The following is an 18454-nucleotide window of genomic DNA, read 5'->3' as shown; positions in this document are numbered from 1 at the left end:
GCGGACGGAATAAAGCGCCCGTCCGGTTTGATTCGGGACGTATCTCAAGTTCAAAATCGGACGCCCGCTTCGATAAAGAACTGATTATGATCCTCGATATTGTTGTCGGAGCTAAGTTCCGGCTCACGATTGAGGTAATGCTGCATAGTGAACGCGACTTCTGCCATGTAGTCCGAACGAAAGAACTGCTTGGCAAGCCGCAAATCTATGCGCTCAAACTGATTCTCAGTGCGGAGAAACTCGTCGGCCCAATAGAATGCGGAAGACGCTTTAACATCAAACGGAAAGTCCTGAATGATTGCGAAGCTGCCCGAGTGCCGCGTGGACATTCTGGAAAGCAGTTCAGTTTGGTACTCCTGCTGGTTGGTATCCACCGCACCCGAAGGATCATGAATAGGGGGGCCGGTGTAGCGTGAATCCTGATCAAGGTAGGCGTATGTGGCGCGCAGTGCTGTGCTTGGATAATCAAGCGTGGCTTCGATTTCAAATCCCTGTTGGTCGACATCCACGTTGTTGCCAAGCGTCCATTGAGTCAGCTGAATGACACCACTGATCATGTCCCGCATTTCATCTTTAAAACCACGAACTTCCAAAGACAGAAGTGCAGATCGTATAGGGAACTGACCGAAATAGCTGATCTCGTGAGATGTAATTCTTTCTTCCTCAAGGTGTCTGCCGAGCGTTAGAGCGCTGGGCGTCTGAGCCACATCTGTTATCGTTATCCGACGCCCCTCGAGATCAGAATACATTGCCGGGGTTACATTGGTTAGCGTGTAACCTGTATCGGGGCTCTGCTCAAAGGTATCCGGGGTGCGTACCGCTTTTGAAAACACGAATCGGATAGCATGATGGCTATTGATAATAAAATTGGCCGCTACCCGTGGTGAAAAGTATCCCTCGTCCGTGGTGCTGGAATGTTCCCAGTTACCACCAGCGTTAAGGGTCATCCAGGACCAGGGCGTATACTCCAGATTACCGAAATAGCGAGACTGATAGCTGTGTTCCCGGCCATTGAAATAGGTTTCAGAGCGCAAGGTGTTTTTCCGAAACCCTGCCCCGGACACCAGCTTCAGGTCATCGTTAAAAATCAGGGTGTCTTGAAACTCCAGCTCGAGCCTGGTGTCTTCATAATCCGCATTAACTCTGGCCAGCAGCGGAGTCTCATCGGCGACAGGGACTTGGCACGCTTCAAAACCAGCTCCTGTCTTGCTGGGATTACGTAAGCAATTAACGACGGACTCACCGAGCTCAATGTCATAGCGATCCCTGCGATCAAAATTCGACACGCTGGCGAGAATATGGAAAAAATGGTTCTCCGAGGTGCTGTGGTTGAACTGGGACAGGAGGAAGTAATCCCGGACATCAATGTTTGGGTGCTCAATAAGTTCCAGTTCACTGCTCTTTTCCCTGTCCTGCTGTTTGATACCGTCAGTGACCCCGACCTTTACTTCGATATTGGTATGCTTGCTGAACTTGAACCGGGAGTCGTATCCGAACGTGTTGATGTTGTGGCCGTCATTGAACGGAACTTCCTCATCATCTTCTACTTGGTAATCGAACCCGCCAAATTTACGTTTCTCATAAAAAAGCCGCCAATCAACGTCCTGTCCAGCGCCGCCAACTGAGCCGAATGTTCGTATATGATTTCTCGAACCTCGGGTTACCCGCACTTCAGCACCTGCCGTGTCGGCCGGATCGCGGGTAATAATGTTGATGGTTCCGAGAAACGCATTGATGCCGTATGCTGCGGAGTTTGGCCCTCTCGCCACTTCGATCCGTTCGATCAACTCCAGTGGTACCGGCATGGTTTCCCAATCCATGTCGGAAAGTGTCGCCCGGTGAGCCGTGCGGCCATCAACCAGCACTTGCATGCGCCGTTGTTCATAGTGCACTGTGCCGTGATAGGTGACGACGGGCTGATGGCTGCCAACGAAGTTAACCGTCATTCCGGGCACGAGCCGAAACACTTCATACAGATTCATGATGCCTAAATCCCGAATCTGATCACCCTGAATCACGGTCGTGCTGCCTGGTACGCGGGTTTTCGGCTGCCTCAGACGGGTTGTGGAGAGTACTTGAGGAATTTCAGTGTCAAACGTGTGAAATTCACTAGAGAAGGGCGGCTCTTCGGCCATCGCGGATAACGGTATCGCAAATCCTACACTGCTGATGAACACTGACCAGCTGATATGTCTCGCGAATTTCTTGGCTTTTACTGATGAGTGCAAGCAATTCGTATCAGGCATAGTAGTCGTTCTATAATCAGATGTTCAGCGTATATTTAGATGTATATATTCTCCAATCCTAGGAGAACCAAAACCATTTGTCTCGCGAAAGTTTGCAGAGACTACATATTTGGAGTGAGTGTTGTATGAGCTGCTGGGAGATTCTGGGTATTGAGCCGACGGGCGATCACGAAGAGATTCGTCAGGCTTATGAGCGCCAGATGAAGTTTGCGTCAGCTGAAGAGGCTCGAAAGTTGGACGAAGCCTATCGTGAGGCCGCTGGAGGAGAACCCCGGGTTAATCCGGTTCCGTCACCAGAACCAAGTCCCGTAGCGGATGCTCAGTTGGACGCGAATGAATCCCAAATTGTGCGAGAAGTGGTCATCCAGATAAAAGCACTGATGAATGATTCAGGCCGCCAGCAGGACGCGGGTATCTGGAAAGCGATACTGTGTGAACCACCTGCGGATCAGATACCACTCCGTCGCGAAATCGGCCAACAGCTTGAACCCTGGATTCGGCCATTGGCTGAGAACGGCTCTTTCCCCCAGCCTGTGGCCCGTTTTTTGGGAGAGTGGTTTGAGTGGTTCAGCGTTCAGGAAGCCGTTACAGAGCAAGAACAGCATTCACGTGAGCTTGAAGAAAATGAACCACGTGTTGAAGAAGAACCGCTTTCTCAAACAACCAATTTTTGGCCAGCGGTTGTCGGCTGGATTATTGGCTTAGTGATTCTGACCATGATCTTCGGTGGCATGGGTGTTGGCGGCTGAAGCCTGTTCGATTTTAACTCGATATTTCTGCGCCAAAATGGCACCAACGATGACCTGAATCTGGTTGTAACACATGATCGGCAGCACGATCATCCCGAAGCCAGGGTGCCCGGAAAACAACACCTTGGCCATCGGCAAACCGGATGCCAAACTCTTCTTCGAGCCGCAGAAGACCACTGCGGCTTCGTCCTCCAAACTGAACCCGAACTTCCTGACCATCAGGGTCGCCGCCAGTATAAAAAAGCCCAGCAGTCCGAAACACAACAGGATTGCCAGAATGATGGCCTGCACCGGAAGGTTCTGCCATAGGCCGCTAACCACGGAGTGCGAGAAGGCGGAATAAACAATGATCCAGATAACGCATTGGTCATATCGTGACATGAGGGATTCATTGCGCGCTAAAAAACCACCCAACCACGGCCGCATAGCATGCCCCACGGCAAAAGGGAGTAAGAGTTGTAGAACAATGTCTTTCAACGCTTCCGCCACAGAAAAGTTGCCGCCGCCTGAGGTTGAGACCAATAACAGCAACAGAAAGGGCGTTAGCATCATGCCGAACACATTAGATGCGGCCGCGCTGCAGATGGCTGCGGGCACGTTACCTCTTGCCATAGCGGTATAGGCGATGGACGAAGACACGGCAGAAGGCAGCACCCCAAGATAGAGAAAGCCAAGCCCAAGATCTTTCGGCATCCATTCCGGCACGATATTACTGAGGCCGTTTATCGGCAAAACCGCCAGCGGGAAGAAAATAAAGGTCAGCGATGTGATTAGAATATGCAGTCGCCAATGCGTCGCCCCGTCGATAATTTGTTGACGGGATAAGGCAGCTCCATGGAGAAAAAACAATAAAGCCACAGCCCAGGTGCCGAGCGTAGCAAGGGCATCGGCACCCGCTCCGGTTACCGGTAAAAATGAGGCTAATAAAATCGCCCCCAGCAGTAGCAAGGTAAACGTATCAATACGAAATTTCATGATCAGACCTTAAGTCAGTTGCCGGGGTCCGGAGTGATAAACGTGTAATCAGCGGTATCGACAGAGCGTGTTGCAAATCGGTAGCTGAAGGTAAAGCCGGGCCAAATGGCGGTGTTTCTTCCTTGATCATCTAAATACCAAGAGTGACACCCGGAATCCCAAACCGTGCCGTCCAAGCCTTTTTGAACCACCGAGCAATAACGGGTTTGGCGATCTTCCCGCACATCCATCGCTGAATTCGGGTATTTTGCCAAAGCGTTCAGCGCGCTGATGACATACCGAAATTGCGATTCGAGCATATAGAGAATCGAGTTGTGGGCCAAGTTCGTGTTCGGGCCATAGAGCATAAAAAAGTTGGGAAACCCGTTTACCGTAATCCCTTTAAAGGCCTTTGCACCATGCGACCAAACATCATTCAGTAACACACCATCACGCCCGGTGATGGTCATGGGTGATAAGTATTCGCTCGCACGGAACCCTGTGGCAAAAATGATGGCGTCAGCTGGTCGGTGATGGCCGCCAGTGGTAACGACGCCGGTTTCATCAATGTGGGATATGCCTTCTGAAATCAGGTCAAGATGAGGCTGATTGATCGCTGGATACCAGTCATTGGAGATCAGAATGCGTTTACAGCCGATTTGATAGTCAGGAATGATGCGCTTGAGCTTGGCCGGATTCGTCACATGCGTTTTGGCTTCTTTGATGGCTTGCTGCGCTACAACATTCAAAAATTGACTAAATCGGGTAAACGCCAAGGCACGGGATTCATTCTTCACATAAATTAGTCCCCGATAGAGCCGATCCCAAACTGGTAACTTCTGAAATAAGGTCTGCTCTGACCGGGAAAACGAACGATCGGCTTTGGGAATGACCCAGGCTGCCGAGCGCTGGTACAAATCGAGGTTCGCAACTTTAGGGACAATAGCGGGTACAAACTGGATGGCACTGGCACCTGTGCCAATCACGGCGACACGCTTGCCTGAGAGGTCGAAATCATGGTCCCAAGTGGCCGAATGAAATGTTCGACCTTTGAAGCGATCAAGTCCGGGAATCTTGGGTAATGCCGGCCGATTAAGTTGGCCGGTGGCTGTGATCAAAACATTGGCGCTGAATAAGTCGCCAGACTCGGTAGTCACCGTCCACGAGTTTTCTGCCTCATCAAAGCTTGCTTCGGTTACTGCCTGATTGAAGTGGATGTATGGCCGCAATCCATATTTAACAATGCAGTGCTCAATGTAACCATGAATTTCGGGTTGCGGCGCAAATTTCCGACTCCAATCGTGTTTGGGTTCGAAAGAGTATGAATAAAGGTGGGATTGCACGTCGCATGCTGCGCCCGGGTATGTATTGTCGCGCCAAGTACCGCCCACTTGAGGCGCCTTTTCCAGCAGAGTGAGGTTCGTATAGCCGGCTTGCTTTAGCTGAATGGCCATGCCAATGCCACCAAAGCCAGTGCCAATAATAATGATGGAGGGTTTTTGCTGCTGACGCTGTTTCATGGTGACTGCCTGGTTATTTTTTGTAGCCAGACTATAGCGCTCAAATCAGATAACAAAAAGCCCCGATGGCTGTTTCCTGGCCCCGGGGCTTTTGTCGAAATAATGTCATGTGACCAAGCGGTTACATGCTGCTGGCGTTCGCGGCGTCCTGGAAATTCCAGTCTACCGTGCGAGGCTGCTGGCAATCTGCTACAAACAGGTGGCCAACATTGGGGACGGCGTACCAGAGCTCGCCGCGGGTGGGGTTTTGTTGCGCGAACTCGGCATGGCTTATACCTGTCTCCCAAAGCTCCGGGCTTTGCCAGCCCTCAGGGGCCAGCTCCAGGCGAACTTCCGAGCCGATCAGGCTGATGGACTGTATGCGCAAGGGCAGGCGTGCGTGTGTGCTGGGTTCGCGAGATAGTTGCACCTCGTGTGGCCGCAGATAAAGCTGCGCTTCCTGGTCGCCCTTGGTAGCTGGAAGTGAGACCCAAGCATCACCTTGCACCAGCTTCTGATTTTTTACGACACCCGAAAGCACATTCACATGCCCAAGAAAATCGAACACGAAACGGCTGTCAGGACGAGCGTAGAGCTGCGCCGGATTGTCCACTTGTTCGACTTTACCCTGGCTCATCACGACCACTTGATCGGAAAGTTCCAACGCTTCTTCCTGATCGTGCGTCACGAAAATGCTGGTGAAGTTGTATTCGTCGTGCAGTGCGCGCAACCAGCGCCTCAGGTCTTTTCGAACCTTGGCATCCAATGCACCGAACGGCTCATCCAGCAGCAAAATGCGTGGTTGTGTGGCCAAAGCGCGGGCTAGCGCCACACGTTGCTTCTGGCCGCCAGACAATTGCGACGGGTAACGGTCAGCCAGTTGCGGCAACTGGATCATCTCTAACAGTTTCTCTACGCGCTGGGCGATTTCGTGTTTGGAGGGGCGCTCTTTGCGCGGCAAGGATTCCAAGCCAAACGCAATGTTCTGTGCGACCGTTAAATGGCGGAAGAGCGCGTAATGTTGAAACACGAAGCCGATATTGCGGTCACGTACGTGCAAATTGCTGACGTCTTCGCCACCAAACAGAATTTTCCCTGCATCGGAGGATTCCAGTCCGGCAATAATCCTTAACAACGTGGTTTTACCCGAGCCGGATGGGCCGAGCAGCGCTGTCAGTTTACCTTCCGGAATATCCAGAGACACATCATTCAGCGCCTGAAATTTTCCAAAGGTTTTGTTGATGTTCTGGATGGTGATGCTCATGTCAGACACCTCTTGTTTCCGGCGCGGAATGTTCTGATTTAGCCTGTCGCCATTCGACAAAGGCTTTGGCTACTAACGTAAGAATGGCAATGGCAGCAAGTAACGAGGCGCTGGCGAATGCCCCGACAATGTTGTAATCCTGATATAGCAGTTCGACGTGCAGGGGCAGGGTATTGGTTTGGCCGCGAACATTGCCAGAGACCACCGAAACCGCACCAAATTCACCAACGGCACGCGCGTTAGTGAGGATGACCCCGTAGATCAGCGCCCATTTGATATTGGGCAGTGTGATCTTCCGGAAGATACGCCAGCCTGACGCACCGAGAACCACTCCCGCTTCCTCTTCTTCACTACCTTGCTGTTGCATCAACGGGATCAGTTCCCGAGCAACAAACGGACAGGTTACGAATACGGTGACCATCACAATGCCGGGCCAGGCAAACATCAGTTGAATATCGTGGGTGCTGAGCCAGCCCCCGAGCCAACCGTTACGGCCATAAAGCAGCAAATACAACAGGCCTGCCACAACGGGTGATACAGCAAACGGAATGTCGATCAGAGTGATCAGCAGTTTGCGCCCGGGGAATTTGAATCGTGTGACCGACCAAGCCAGTGCCGTACCGAAAATCAAATTCAGAGGGACAGTCAGCAAGGCGACGAAGAGCGTTAGCCCAATCGCGTGCAGGGTGTATTCATCCATGATGTTGCCCGCGAGGGTACTCCAACCGGCACTCAGTGCCTGAGTGAAGATCACAACAACCGGTATGACAAGCAAGATCACGGTCAAGATCAGCGCCAAGCCGATCAGCGTCCGGCGCACCCAGGGTTGGTCGCCGACTCTGTTTTTATGGACTGACATCTAGCGGCCCTCCAGACGACGTAAGTAACGGCTCTGCCAGAGGTTGATCGCGAACAGCAAAATCAAGGAAGCCAGCAATACCATAGACGCAATGGCACTGGCGGCCGCATAGTCGTATTCCTGCAATCGAATAAAGATCATCAGGCTGGTCACTTCGCTGACGTAAGGCGTGTTACCGGCAATGAAAATAATGGCGCCGAACTCGCCTAAGCTGCGCGTGAACGATAACGCGACACCGGTTACCAGTGCCGGCCATAAAGAAGGGAATATCACTTGACGGAACACCCGACCGTCGGAAGCGCCCAGACTCACAGCGGCTTCTTCATCTGCGGGCGATAATTCTTCAAGCACCGGTTGAACGGTGCGCACTACGAACGGAATACTCGTGAAGGCCATAGCCACCACTATGCCGATGGGTGTGAATGCGACCTCGACACCCAGCTTGTCCAGCCACTGGCCGTACCAACCGTTCTGGGCAAACAGTGTTGCCAAGGTGATACCGGCTACGGCAGTCGGTAACGCAAACGGCAAGTCCACGACCGCATCAATCAAACGTTTGCCGGGGAATTCATAGCGCACCAAAACCCACGCGAGAAGAAGGCCAAACGCGCCGTTGAATAACGAAGCTGCGAGGGCTGTCCAAGCCGTCACTTTATAGGATTCAATCACACGCGGGTCCGTGATGGTGAACACGAACTGATCCCACGTCATGCCGGACGTTTCCACCACCAACCCGGTTAGCGGCAGCAGTAGAACCAGGCTGACGAAAAACAGGGAGATACCGAGACTTAACCCGAACCCGGGCAATACTCGTTTGCTACGACCGGAAAAGCGCCGCACTGGGGCGACGCTTGTTTGAGCAGCTGCGGACATTAGAGTCTCTTACCGTCGACGCTGGAGTTGATCGAGCTTGCCGCCACTGGCGAAGTGTTCTTTCATCGCTTTTTCCCAACCGCCGGCGATTTCGTCGATCGACTTAAGTTTTAAGTCACGGAACCGGTCAGCGTTCTCTTTCAGAACCGTTTCGTTCTGAACTCGGTAGTTGAAGCTGGCCAACAGGCGCTGGGAGTCTTCAGCGTAGAGGTGGCTCAAATACTCTTTCGCCAACGCCTCGGTACCGTTTTGCTTGGTGTAGTCATCAATCCAGGTAACCGGGAACTCGGCCAGAAAACTGACGTTCGGGGTAACGACTTCGTACTCACCTTTCAGGCGGTCGGCAATGTTCAGTACTTCGGATTCGAAGGTCAGCAAGGCATCGCCGATACCACGCTCAACGAAGGTGGTGGTTGCACCGCGTCCGCCACTGTCGAATACGCGTACTTGCCCCAGCAAAGACGCGAGGAAGTCATCAACCTTGTCTTGATCGTCGCCGAACTGCTCCTGTGCAAAGCCTAAAGCCGCCAGATACGTGTAACGGCCATTGCCTGATGTCTTCGGGTTCGGCATTACCAATGAGACGTCTTCGCGAATCAGGTCATCCCAGTTTTCGATATTTTTGGGGTTACCTTTGCGAACCAGAAACGCCATGGTGGAGTAATAGGGGGAGCTGTTGTTGGGCAGGCGCTCTGCCCAGTTCTCAGGAATCAATCGACCCCGAGTGTGCAGAATGTCGATGTCAGTGACTTGGTTGAACGTAGCAACATCGGCTTTCAGGCCCTGGATAATGGCTTGCGCCTGCTTTGAAGAGCCGGCATGAGACTGTTTGATCTCAACGGTCTCACCGGTCTTTTCTTGCCAATGCTTCTGGAACTCAACGTTGTAGGCCGCGAAGAGTTCCCGAGCGATGTCGTAAGAGGTGTTGAGAAGCTCCCGATCGGCTGAAACAGCTGGCTGAGCAGAGAGTAGGGCAGCGCCAAGTGCGATGCCTTTAAACAACGTTTTCATGTAGAGCTCCTCAGAACCTATTAAGTGAATCTGAGGCGCAATTTAACAAAGCTTGCTAAGAACTAAAAAGACTTTAAGTAACTATTGAAATTACATTTTCGAATATGCGTTAGTAGCGCAATAAGGCGGAACCCCAAGTGAAACCGCCTCCGAAGGCCTCCAGAAGCACGACTTCGCCGCGTTGGATGCGTCCATCACGCACAGCTTCATCGAGTGCCAAAGGGATTGAGGCGGCCGAGGTGTTGCCATGACGATTCACCGTAACCACCACTTGGTCCATCGACATATTCAGTTTTTTGGCGGTGGCGGAAATAATACGAAGGTTAGCTTGATGCGGAACCAGCCAATCTATGTCGGATTTCTGCATCTGATTCGCCTCAAGGGTTTCATCGACAATCTTGCCAAGCGTGTTCACGGCCATCTTGAACACCTCATTGCCTTTCATTTCCACAAACGCTGTGCCGGCCTTTACCGCGTCAAAATCATTGGCAACACCGCAGGGAACGTGAAGCAAGGTTTCGTAGCGACCATCGGCGTGTAAATGGGTGGATAGAATCCCCGTTTCCTCACTCGCCTCGAGTACAACCGCGCCAGCGCCATCACCAAACAACACGCAGGTGGTTCGGTCTTCCCAATTCAAAAGACGCGAGAACACCTCAGCCCCGATCACCAGAGCTTTTTTGCTGCTGCCAGAGCGAATGAATTTCTCAGCGGTCGCCAATGCATAGACAAAACCGCTGCACACAGCTTGTATGTCAAAAGCCGGACACCCCTGGAGGCCCAGACGCGCTTGAAGAATGCAGGCGCAGCTAGGAAATATTTTATCCGGCGTGGTGGTGGCAAAGATGATCAGATCGATCTCGGAAACATCAACGCCGGAGGCCTCAATGGCACGTAATGCCGCCTGCTCCGCGAGATCCACCGTGGTTTGGCCCGGGAGGGCAATATACCGCTGCTCAATGCCGGTGCGTTCGCGAATCCACTGGTCGGAAGTATCAACCGTCTTTTCCAGTTCAAGATTGGTGACAACGTTGTCCGGCAAGTAAGAGCCGGTTCCGGCGATGCGTGCGTAAGTCATGGGTGATGTCCAAGGTCATATGCGATCAGTATTGACCTCATGCTAACCTTGCGCCACCGGAATCGTTATTAGCGGTTCGTCTCAGCTCTCTTTGAGGGTGTTCATATCGATGACAAAACGGTATTTCACGTCACCTTTTTTCATGCGTATATACGCATCATTGATATCCCCGATATCCAGCATCTCCACGTCGCAGGTAATGTCGTGTTCGGCGCAAAAATCCAGGACCTCCTGGGTTTCCGGCATCCCGCCAATCAAAGACCCTGCAATCACTCGGCGCTTCAGCAGCAATAGGCCAGCATTCACTGGAGGCTCAATGGGGGTCAGTAGCCCTACAAGAATATGAATGCCATCGTGCTTCAGGCACTTAAGGTAAGGATTCAGATCATGGGCGACGGGAATGGTGTCGAGGAGGAAGTCAAAGGAATTCGCCACGCCTTTCATCTGATCGCGATCGGTTGAGATTACCACGTGATCAGCGCCTTGCTTCCTGGCCTCTGCGACTTTGCTTTCGGAGCGGGTAAACAGAGTGACTTCAGCCCCCAGTGCTTTGGCAAACTTCACCCCCATGTGGCCGAGGCCACCCATGCCAAGAACTCCCACTTTATGACCTTGACCGACCTTGAAGTGCTTGAGTGGAGAGTAGGTGGTAATGCCGGCACACAAAATGGGCGCTGCACTGGCAGGGTCGAGCTTTTCCGGAATCCGAACCACAAACCGTTCACTGACAACAATGTTGTCCGAATAGCCGCCCATGGTGACCGAACCGTCGTGCCGATCAATACCGCCGTAGGTTGCAGTCATGCCTTCATCACAATACTGCTCAAGCCCGGAATCGCAGGCAGAGCATGTGCGGCAACTGTCGACCATGCAGCCAACACCGACGGGATCACCTGATTGGTAAGCCGTGACGCCACTGCCCACCGCCGTGACGCGGCCAATGATTTCGTGCCCGGGAACGACCGGATATTGAGAACCACCCCAGTCATTTTCTACAACATGAATATCGCTGTGGCACACACCGCAGTAATCAATTTCGATGGCCACATCGTCATCACGAAGAGTGCGACGTTCAAAGTTGTAGGGTGCTAATTCGGATTCTGCAGATTGGGCTGCGTAGGCACGCGTATTAGACATGTAAAACTCCTGAATAATTGTTTGTTTTCTTACCCAACATAGCCATTAGCGTCGCGCCGGAAATCAACGAATAAAGCCAAGGTTCGCGACAACTTCACGCAACTCTACGCCGAATTCCCGAATGAATACCACTGTATCTTTGAGAAATCCGAGTGGCGAGAGCGGATGATAAAAAATCAATTGCTGCTCCCGGGCGAAATGTTCCGTGCTACTTTTGAGTGAGAGGGCTGATAAACAACCCTGTAAACTCATCTGGAGCGAGTGGAATCTATGAATCTAATCATCATCGGTGCTGGCATTATGGGGACCACCCTTGCTGTGCTGGCAAAAGAGATGGTTCCCGATTTGGACATTACCATTCTGGAGCGGCTGGATGGCCCCGGAGCTGGCAACTCCTGGGCCTTCAATAATGCGGGCACAGGGCACGAGGCAAACTGTGAGCTGAATTACACCCCGGTTGATGAAGAGGTCATTTCAGTAGATAAAGCTTTAAAAATCCACGCCCAATTTAATGTGGCCAAACAATTTTGGGCCTATCTAGTTCGGAAAGGCGCCGTTGAAGACCCTTCATCCTTTATTAACCCCACCAAGCACTGCACCATCGTTTCAGAGCAGTCCATAGAAATGTTGAGATTGCGCTTCAAGGAAATGTCAGGCCATCATTTCTTCGAACAGATGCAGTTTTCGGAAGATTTCGACGAAATCAAAAGCTGGATTCCTTTTACCATGGAGGGGCGAGCACGCGATGAAAAAATGGCGGCGACAGCCATCGAAACCGGAACCGACGTCAATTTTGGCGCCTTGACTGAGCAAATGGCTGCCTACGCGGTGCGCGAATTAGGGGTTCAAATTGAATTTGGCACGCATGTGAAAAGAGTGCACAGAAGCCCCACTGGCCAGTGGTTGGTCGAGGCCCAAAACGATGCGGGCCCTATTCAGCATAAAGCGGATGTGCTTTTTGTGGGTGCTGGCGGTGGAGCCTTTCCTATTCTCAAGAAAAGCCTGATGCCATTTCGCAGCCGATTCACCGGTTTTCCGGTCGGTGGCCGCTTCTTACAAGCACCGATCAAACCTGAGCAGGCCGAGCAATACCGGGCCAAAACGTATGGTAAGGCGGAAGTGGGCGCGCCTCCCATGTCGGTGCCGCATCTGGATTTACGGTTGGTGGATGGTCAGCACTATCTCTTGTTCGGACCGTTTGCTTCCTTTAAACCCGTGCTCGAAAAAGGCCGTGGTTTTTTCGATTACTTGACCTCTTTACGGCTGCACGACATTCCCGGGCTACTGAATGTCACGTTCGACCACTTTCCGCTGGTGAAATATCTGGTATCGGAGAGCTTCAAAGGCAAGAAAAGTATGTTCGCCGAGTTGGAAAAGTTTGCACCCGGGCTGGGCAGCAAATTTGATTGGGCGCCAATTGAAGCCGGCCAACGGGTACAAATTATCAAAGACGGCGCGTTGCAAATGGGGACAGAAATCATAGTGTCTACTGACAAGACCTACGCAACCCTGCTCGGTGCATCCCCTGGGGCCTCAGTTTCGCCAGAGGTTATGCTACGCTGCCTGGAGCGTTTATTTCCGGCGGTTTTCACGAATGAAGAAGTCAAACGCAGGAAATCAGAACTGTTCCCGGAAGATGACCTGGAAGCTTTGGCACACAACCCAGATCGTTACCGGGAAATTCGCGATTCGGTCAATCAGACGCTGGGAATAACCGCTTTGGGGGACTGAACGCGGAAACTGCCAACAGGGGAGAAATAATGAGTACGCAAAGAACTGAGGTTCTTGACCAAGAGTGTCTTAAACCGGATGGATGCCAGACGATTGATCTGTTGATTGAAACTCGGCAAAAAGACCTCGGTGGCTTTAAAGTTCGCCGCGTTCTGCCAACGATAAAGCGCCGCATGGTGGGGCCGTGGATTTTCTTTGATCATATGGGGCCCGCGGAGTTTCCTGCCGGCGATGGCATTAACGTACGGCCTCATCCGCACATTAATCTGGCAACGGTGACCTACCTGTTCGAAGGCGAGATACTGCACCGGGATTCTGTGGGTAGTTATCAGCCAATTCGCCCCGGCGATGTAAACCTTATGGTCGCAGGGAAAGGGATTACTCACTCTGAACGAGAACGTCCTGAAGTAACTCAGGCAGCACGTCGTCTGAACGGATTGCAGCTTTGGTTGGCTCTACCTGAAGCGGACGAAGAAATTGATCCCGCTTTCTACCACTATCCGGATGCCGAGATCCCCCGTGTGGAGGTCGATGGCGTGCCCATTCGAGTGATCATGGGCAGTGCGTACGGTAAAACCTCTCCGGTCAAAGTGTATGCGGATACGCTTTACGTGGAAGCACACCTCAAAGCTGGTCAGCGGATCGTGGTTCCTGAGGCTGAAGAACGTGCCGTTTACGTTGCTGAGGGAGAGGTTGCCGTTCACGATGCCACGGTGCCTGTGTATTCCATGGCGGTCTTCACCGATGCTCCGGGAATCGAGTTAACGGCGAAGCGTGATTCCCGCATTGCAATTGTGGGAGGAGAGAACCTGGGTCACCGATATATCGAATGGAACTTTGTTTCCTCCCGGCGCGAGCGCATTGAGCAAGCGAAAGCTGACTGGAAAGCACAAAAGTTCCCAAAAGTTGCCGGGGATGAGGAAGAGTTTATTCCGTTGCCGGAGTGAGCCGAGAAAGTGAAAGCCCAGTGAGTTGCTGGGCTTTTTTCGTTATGCGCCAAGCGCCTGTTCGGCGTGTTGCTCTGCCCGCACCATGGCTCTCATCGCGCGAAGTGAATTAACCATCAGGGCCTTCCAGGAATCCTTCTTGGATAGTTCGATTTCAGCCAGCGTGAGTAGAATGGAATCCTCGGTGTTAGGATAAACAAGTTTGGCCGGGCTAAGGGCGCCGGGTTCAAGCTTGTAGTATTGGGCGACCCATGGATAGTTTGCCGTCAGCCCTGACATTTCTTCAGTGCAGGGTAGCCTTCCAAAGAGTCGAACCTTTCCGGTCACGGCCGCATATAAGGCGTCGCGACTTGGGCGAGAGGTCAGTGAGTGATTGTAAATCCTCAAACTCAAAGCGTTCACCACCCCCGCAGCCAGCAACAGTGCAAACGCTACAACCCGCTCGGCCGCTTGATAGCCCCATTTTTGTAGCCACGGCTGGCGGTTTGAGGCCAGAATGAATGAATCGCTAATATCCAGGCTCGCATTGAGGTCCACCCGTATCACCCGCTGCTGGACCACAATGGCATTTTCCAGACTCATTCCTGCGCCTACATAGGTTTTGTCCAGTATCACTGTGTTTTTGATAGCCGCCCCTCGTGCGATGAAGCAGTGGCGCCCAACGTAATTGATACCGCTGAGCTGTGCACCAATCTCGATACAGCTGAAGTCCCCAACGGTGGTGGTGCCATCATTCACACTCATCGGATGCACGCGGGTTTGGGCACCAAGGTACAAGGCCATTGGAGCCAAGGTTGAGTGCGTCGAGGCTTCGTCCAATACCATTGAGGTCACTAGCTGGTGGTAATTTTTCAGATGACACAGAGGGTCGAAATCAACGATGTTCTGTCTATGCGTAGGTGCTTGATTGGACTCTCGGTTCCAGTCAAGCACATCCAGAGAGTTCTGGTCAGTGTGCCAGAGCTCAAACAGATTGCCTTGCTGATCTGACACCCTGCAGTAGGGCGCGGCTGCTTCAGAGACAGAACTCAGCTCTGAGCGCCATACATCACCACGAATAGCGATGAACGGTGCTGCCAGCCAATTACCCAGCCGCACCCGGACCCGATCTGCACTGTCGGATTCGCGAGCGCTGAGGTAGCGGATATCCAGGCTCCAGCGAGCGCCGTTTTCGAAGTAGTTCCGGATGCTGGTATCGCCGTTTGGTACCACCAAAAAGATTTGTTCAACACCGGCTTGTTGCAGGTGTGCCAGATTATGTTCGAGCACGGGGCGCCCCAAGACAGGAAGCATTGCCGGGCAGTAGTGTTCATTCAGTGGTGAGAGCTCGGTGCCTGAACGATCCGCAAAAACCAAAGCCTGTTTCATGAGTGTTTTCCTTAAGTCAGCTGGCACCACGGCCTAAAAGCAGCGCTGGTACGGTTTTAATCATTAGCTTCAGGTCGCCGAAGAACGACCGGTGTTTGCGATAGGCGACATCCAGGGCGGCTTGCTCGCTGAAACTGAGATCGTTCCTGCCCGCAACAACCCACTCAGATGTCAGGCCCGGTCTGAGATCGAGGCGATACCGTTGCTCCGGATTGTATTTGGTTAATTCCGAATAGAGGCCTGGCCTCGGGCCAACGATGGACATCTCGCCTTTAAGTACATTGAAGAACTGCGGGAGCTCGTCGATGGAGTACTTGCGAATAAAGGCTCCCACCCGAGTAATGCGGGGATCTGATTTGATCTTGAAGGTCACGCCGTCGGACATTTCGTTGAGTGCCTCAAGGTCCGATCTCAAGGATTCGGCGTTCGCGACCATCGAGCGAAATTTCCACATCGAGAACGGCCGGCCTCGGTAACCCGCTCGGGTTTGCTTGAAGAATACGGGGCCCGGGGATTCAAGCTTGATGGCCACAGCGACGATCAGAAGTACCGGCATCAAAACCAGTAGCGCAGCGCAGGCCAGTGTCAGGTCTGTTACACGTTTAGTGCTGGTCAAGCGCATCAGGCGAAGGCTGTCTGAAAATCGTTTGAAGCCAGCCTGCCAGGCTAAACGGGAACGCCGTGATTCGTTCGCAAATTTGTCGGGGATCTGTTTGATGAACGCCCGCGTTTTGGCCTCGTATCGCGCCCTGAGCGCAAACAGGGGATTACCGATGATGTATCTTTGCCACATGCGCATTGGTTCTTGGAGTAGGCGCCAAATCCATTCGCACCCCCGTTCGCGCATCCAAAGTGGCGCGCGGGAAACATTGCCGGCATAAAAATCAAACAGTCCGCCCACCGCCACATTCAGTTTTGTGTTGAGTTGAGGTCGTATCCGATCCAGCCAAAGTTCCTGGGTGGGCACTCCCATAGCTACTAGCAACACATCCGCTTCGCTGCGATTGATGTCATCAACGATCGCTGTTTCTTGTTCGGGAGTGAAATACCCATGTTGCGTGCCCACAATCTTCAGGCCGGGATATTGTGCAGTCGCCCATGCTGCCACTCGTTGTGGCGTGCCGGACGTTGCTCCCAGCAGATACAGGCGTTTACCCTGAGCTGCAACCAGTTGGCAGATCAACGGGAAAAGATCGGTGCCATTTAGGTTGTGTTTCAGTGTTTCGCCATTCATCTCACATCCCATCGCGACGCCGCTCCCGTCGGGGAAAACCAGATCGGCGCGCTTCAAAGCTTGGCGATATTCCGGTGTATCAAAACTGACGTTCAGGCAGTGGCTGTTTACAAAAAACAGGTTGGTGGAGCTTGGTTCTTTAAGAACCGCTGTCAGGCTTTCCAAGGCATCGTCCAGCGAGATATTGGAAAAGGATACGCCGAGCAGTTCGCTTAACTGGTGTTGGCTTGGAGCGTCCTGCGCTTCGGTCGAGGGCACGGGTCGGGATAACTGGTTCATGAAAACACTTCCGATATAAGTGGCGATACCTCATAACATTCCACTTTTCGTGCCAATTCTTTTGCTTATTTAAAATATTGAAATTGATGGGTTTTTGTAATTCTCAGATGAGGTCGGAAGGAGGCCCCCCGATTGCGTTGCATTTTGCAAAGCAATCGGGGAGAAGTATCAGGCCGCGAGGTCTTGGGCAATCCGTCTGCGCTGGATCCAACCGATAGACAGCGAAGCGGATCTTTCGATAGTGCGATAGAAAGTCGGAATCATTCTCAGAATATACGCGGCGACGCCCGTCGTGAGGGTGCGGCCGAATTCTTCGCGCAAAGGCTTTTTACTGGTAAGCATGGACTTCCTGAACAAATCGACGCTGGCGCGGCCATCCCTCAGTCGAATTGCTTGGCGCGATAAGTAACGCAGTTGATAGGCTTTCGCATGGGGATAGTGTTTCGTAACGAACGTGGGCGCATAGGTCGCCGTTACCAATGCCACCTCCTCCCAGGACTCCAGCTGCTTGTCGAGCACGGCTGAAAGGCCGCCGGCATTGAGGCGGTAATAGGTCAGTGGCTGCGGGATGCCGGCTATGGTCCAGCCTGTTTGCAGTGATACGCGCAGCCAGCATTCGATGTCCTCAGAGCGACGTAGTTCAGAATCGAAATAACGTATTTCCGGTTCGCCCTCAAACCAGGACTGGTAACCGATCTGGTCGAAAGTTGCCTTGCGAATCACCGGCGCTGAACCATTGCCGATGGGATTACGGCAAAACAGGTGTTCCGGCGTAATGTCCGTCAGTTTAGGCATTTGATAAAAGCGGGTTGGAGCTCCGTGTTCATCCACAAAGGCCGATCGACTGAAGGAAATCCCGATGTGCGGGTTCTCATCCAAATGCTGAACATGCAGCCTCAGTTTTTCCATATCCCAGTAGTCATCGGAATCCAGGAATGCCAGATATTTGCCTTCAGCATTGCGGATTCCCGTATTTCGAGCGCCGGCCAGACCGCGGTTGACCGTGTGTTTGACTATACGAATACGATCATCACTGAACGCTTCGCAGATGGCGATGCTGTTATCGGGTGAGCAGTCGTCAACAATCAGCAGCTCAAAGTCTGGAAAAGATTGGTCCAATACTGACTGAACGGCTTGAGCGACGAAACTGGCTACGTTGTAAACGGGCATGATGACACTGACTTTGGGCATGTTATAGCTCCTGATTTGAAAGACTCACTGACGT

Annotated in this window: 15 protein-coding genes; 3 read left to right on the top strand and 12 right to left on the bottom strand. The window is 52.5% G+C overall.

What is annotated here, in order from left to right:
• Positions 1-50: 50 nt before the first annotated feature.
• Positions 51-2246, bottom strand: a complete 2196-nt coding sequence (locus tag VOI14_RS05610) for a TonB-dependent receptor plug domain-containing protein (protein WP_323751051.1) — start codon at positions 2244-2246, stop codon at positions 51-53.
• A gap of 125 nt (positions 2247-2371) precedes the next feature.
• Here VOI14_RS05610 and VOI14_RS05605 point away from each other — a divergent pair, with 125 nt between their 5' ends.
• Positions 2372-2995, top strand: coding sequence for a J domain-containing protein (locus tag VOI14_RS05605; protein ID WP_323751050.1), 624 nt, complete (start codon positions 2372-2374; stop codon positions 2993-2995).
• Here VOI14_RS05605 and VOI14_RS05600 read toward each other — a convergent pair.
• The 8 genes from VOI14_RS05600 to VOI14_RS05565 all read right to left on the bottom strand — a co-directional run bounded on the left by VOI14_RS05600 (position 2948) and on the right by VOI14_RS05565 (position 11670).
• Positions 2948-3970, bottom strand: a complete 1023-nt coding sequence (locus VOI14_RS05600; RefSeq protein WP_323751049.1) for a bile acid:sodium symporter family protein — start codon at positions 3968-3970, stop codon at positions 2948-2950. The two genes, VOI14_RS05605 and VOI14_RS05600, sit on opposite strands and share 48 nt — an antisense overlap.
• A 14-nt stretch (positions 3971-3984) precedes the next feature.
• Entirely contained in the window at positions 3985-5469 is a 1485-nt protein-coding gene (locus VOI14_RS05595; protein ID WP_323751048.1) for an NAD(P)/FAD-dependent oxidoreductase, read from the bottom strand.
• Between the two features lie 121 nt (positions 5470-5590).
• Positions 5591-6712 carry a sulfate/molybdate ABC transporter ATP-binding protein gene (locus tag VOI14_RS05590; RefSeq protein WP_323751047.1) on the bottom strand — a complete coding sequence of 374 codons (1122 nt, stop codon included), beginning with the start codon at positions 6710-6712 and terminating at the stop codon, positions 5591-5593.
• A 1-nt stretch (position 6713) separates the two neighbouring features.
• Positions 6714-7571 (bottom strand): sulfate ABC transporter permease subunit CysW, encoded by an 858-nt coding sequence (cysW, locus tag VOI14_RS05585; protein WP_323751046.1) that lies wholly within the window; start codon positions 7569-7571, stop codon positions 6714-6716.
• Entirely contained in the window at positions 7572-8444 is an 873-nt protein-coding gene (gene cysT, locus VOI14_RS05580) for a sulfate/thiosulfate ABC transporter permease CysT (protein WP_323751045.1), read from the bottom strand.
• Positions 8445-8453: 9 nt separating this feature from the next.
• On the bottom strand, positions 8454-9455 hold the full coding sequence (gene cysP, locus VOI14_RS05575) for a thiosulfate ABC transporter substrate-binding protein CysP (RefSeq protein ID WP_323751044.1): 1002 nt from the start codon (positions 9453-9455) through the stop codon (positions 8454-8456).
• A 109-nt stretch (positions 9456-9564) separates the two neighbouring features.
• Positions 9565-10533 (bottom strand): beta-ketoacyl-ACP synthase III, encoded by a 969-nt coding sequence (locus VOI14_RS05570; protein WP_323751043.1) that lies wholly within the window; start codon positions 10531-10533, stop codon positions 9565-9567.
• An 81-nt stretch (positions 10534-10614) separates the two neighbouring features.
• The gene (locus tag VOI14_RS05565) at positions 10615-11670 is read right to left on the bottom strand and encodes an NAD(P)-dependent alcohol dehydrogenase (RefSeq protein ID WP_323751042.1); all 1056 of its coding nucleotides are present in this window, start codon (positions 11668-11670) and stop codon (positions 10615-10617) included.
• Between the two features lie 270 nt (positions 11671-11940).
• Between VOI14_RS05565 and VOI14_RS05560 the strand changes: the two genes are divergently transcribed.
• Together VOI14_RS05560 and VOI14_RS05555 are read left to right on the top strand one after the other, a co-directional pair.
• On the top strand, positions 11941-13401 hold the full coding sequence (locus VOI14_RS05560) for a malate:quinone oxidoreductase (protein ID WP_323751041.1): 1461 nt from the start codon (positions 11941-11943) through the stop codon (positions 13399-13401).
• A 29-nt stretch (positions 13402-13430) separates the two neighbouring features.
• On the top strand, positions 13431-14348 hold the full coding sequence (locus VOI14_RS05555; RefSeq protein ID WP_323751040.1) for a pirin family protein: 918 nt from the start codon (positions 13431-13433) through the stop codon (positions 14346-14348).
• 42 nt (positions 14349-14390) lie between these two features.
• Here the strand turns inward: VOI14_RS05555 and VOI14_RS05550 are convergent, their stop codons facing one another.
• The 3 genes from VOI14_RS05550 to VOI14_RS05540 all read right to left on the bottom strand — a co-directional run bounded on the left by VOI14_RS05550 (position 14391) and on the right by VOI14_RS05540 (position 18420).
• Complete coding sequence (locus VOI14_RS05550; protein WP_323751039.1) at positions 14391-15716, bottom strand: NDP-sugar synthase; 1326 nt, start codon at positions 15714-15716, stop codon at positions 14391-14393.
• 16 nt (positions 15717-15732) lie between these two features.
• The gene (locus VOI14_RS05545; protein ID WP_323751038.1) at positions 15733-17229 is read right to left on the bottom strand and encodes a WecB/TagA/CpsF family glycosyltransferase; all 1497 of its coding nucleotides are present in this window, start codon (positions 17227-17229) and stop codon (positions 15733-15735) included.
• 168 nt (positions 17230-17397) lie between these two features.
• Complete coding sequence (locus tag VOI14_RS05540) at positions 17398-18420, bottom strand: glycosyltransferase family 2 protein (protein WP_323751037.1); 1023 nt, start codon at positions 18418-18420, stop codon at positions 17398-17400.
• Positions 18421-18454: the final 34 nt, after the last annotated feature.

It is taken from the genome of Marinobacter sp., assembly GCF_034669625.1.
GTDB lineage: Bacteria > Pseudomonadota > Gammaproteobacteria > Pseudomonadales > Oleiphilaceae > Marinobacter.
This window is presented reverse-complemented; position numbering and strand designations above follow the sequence as displayed.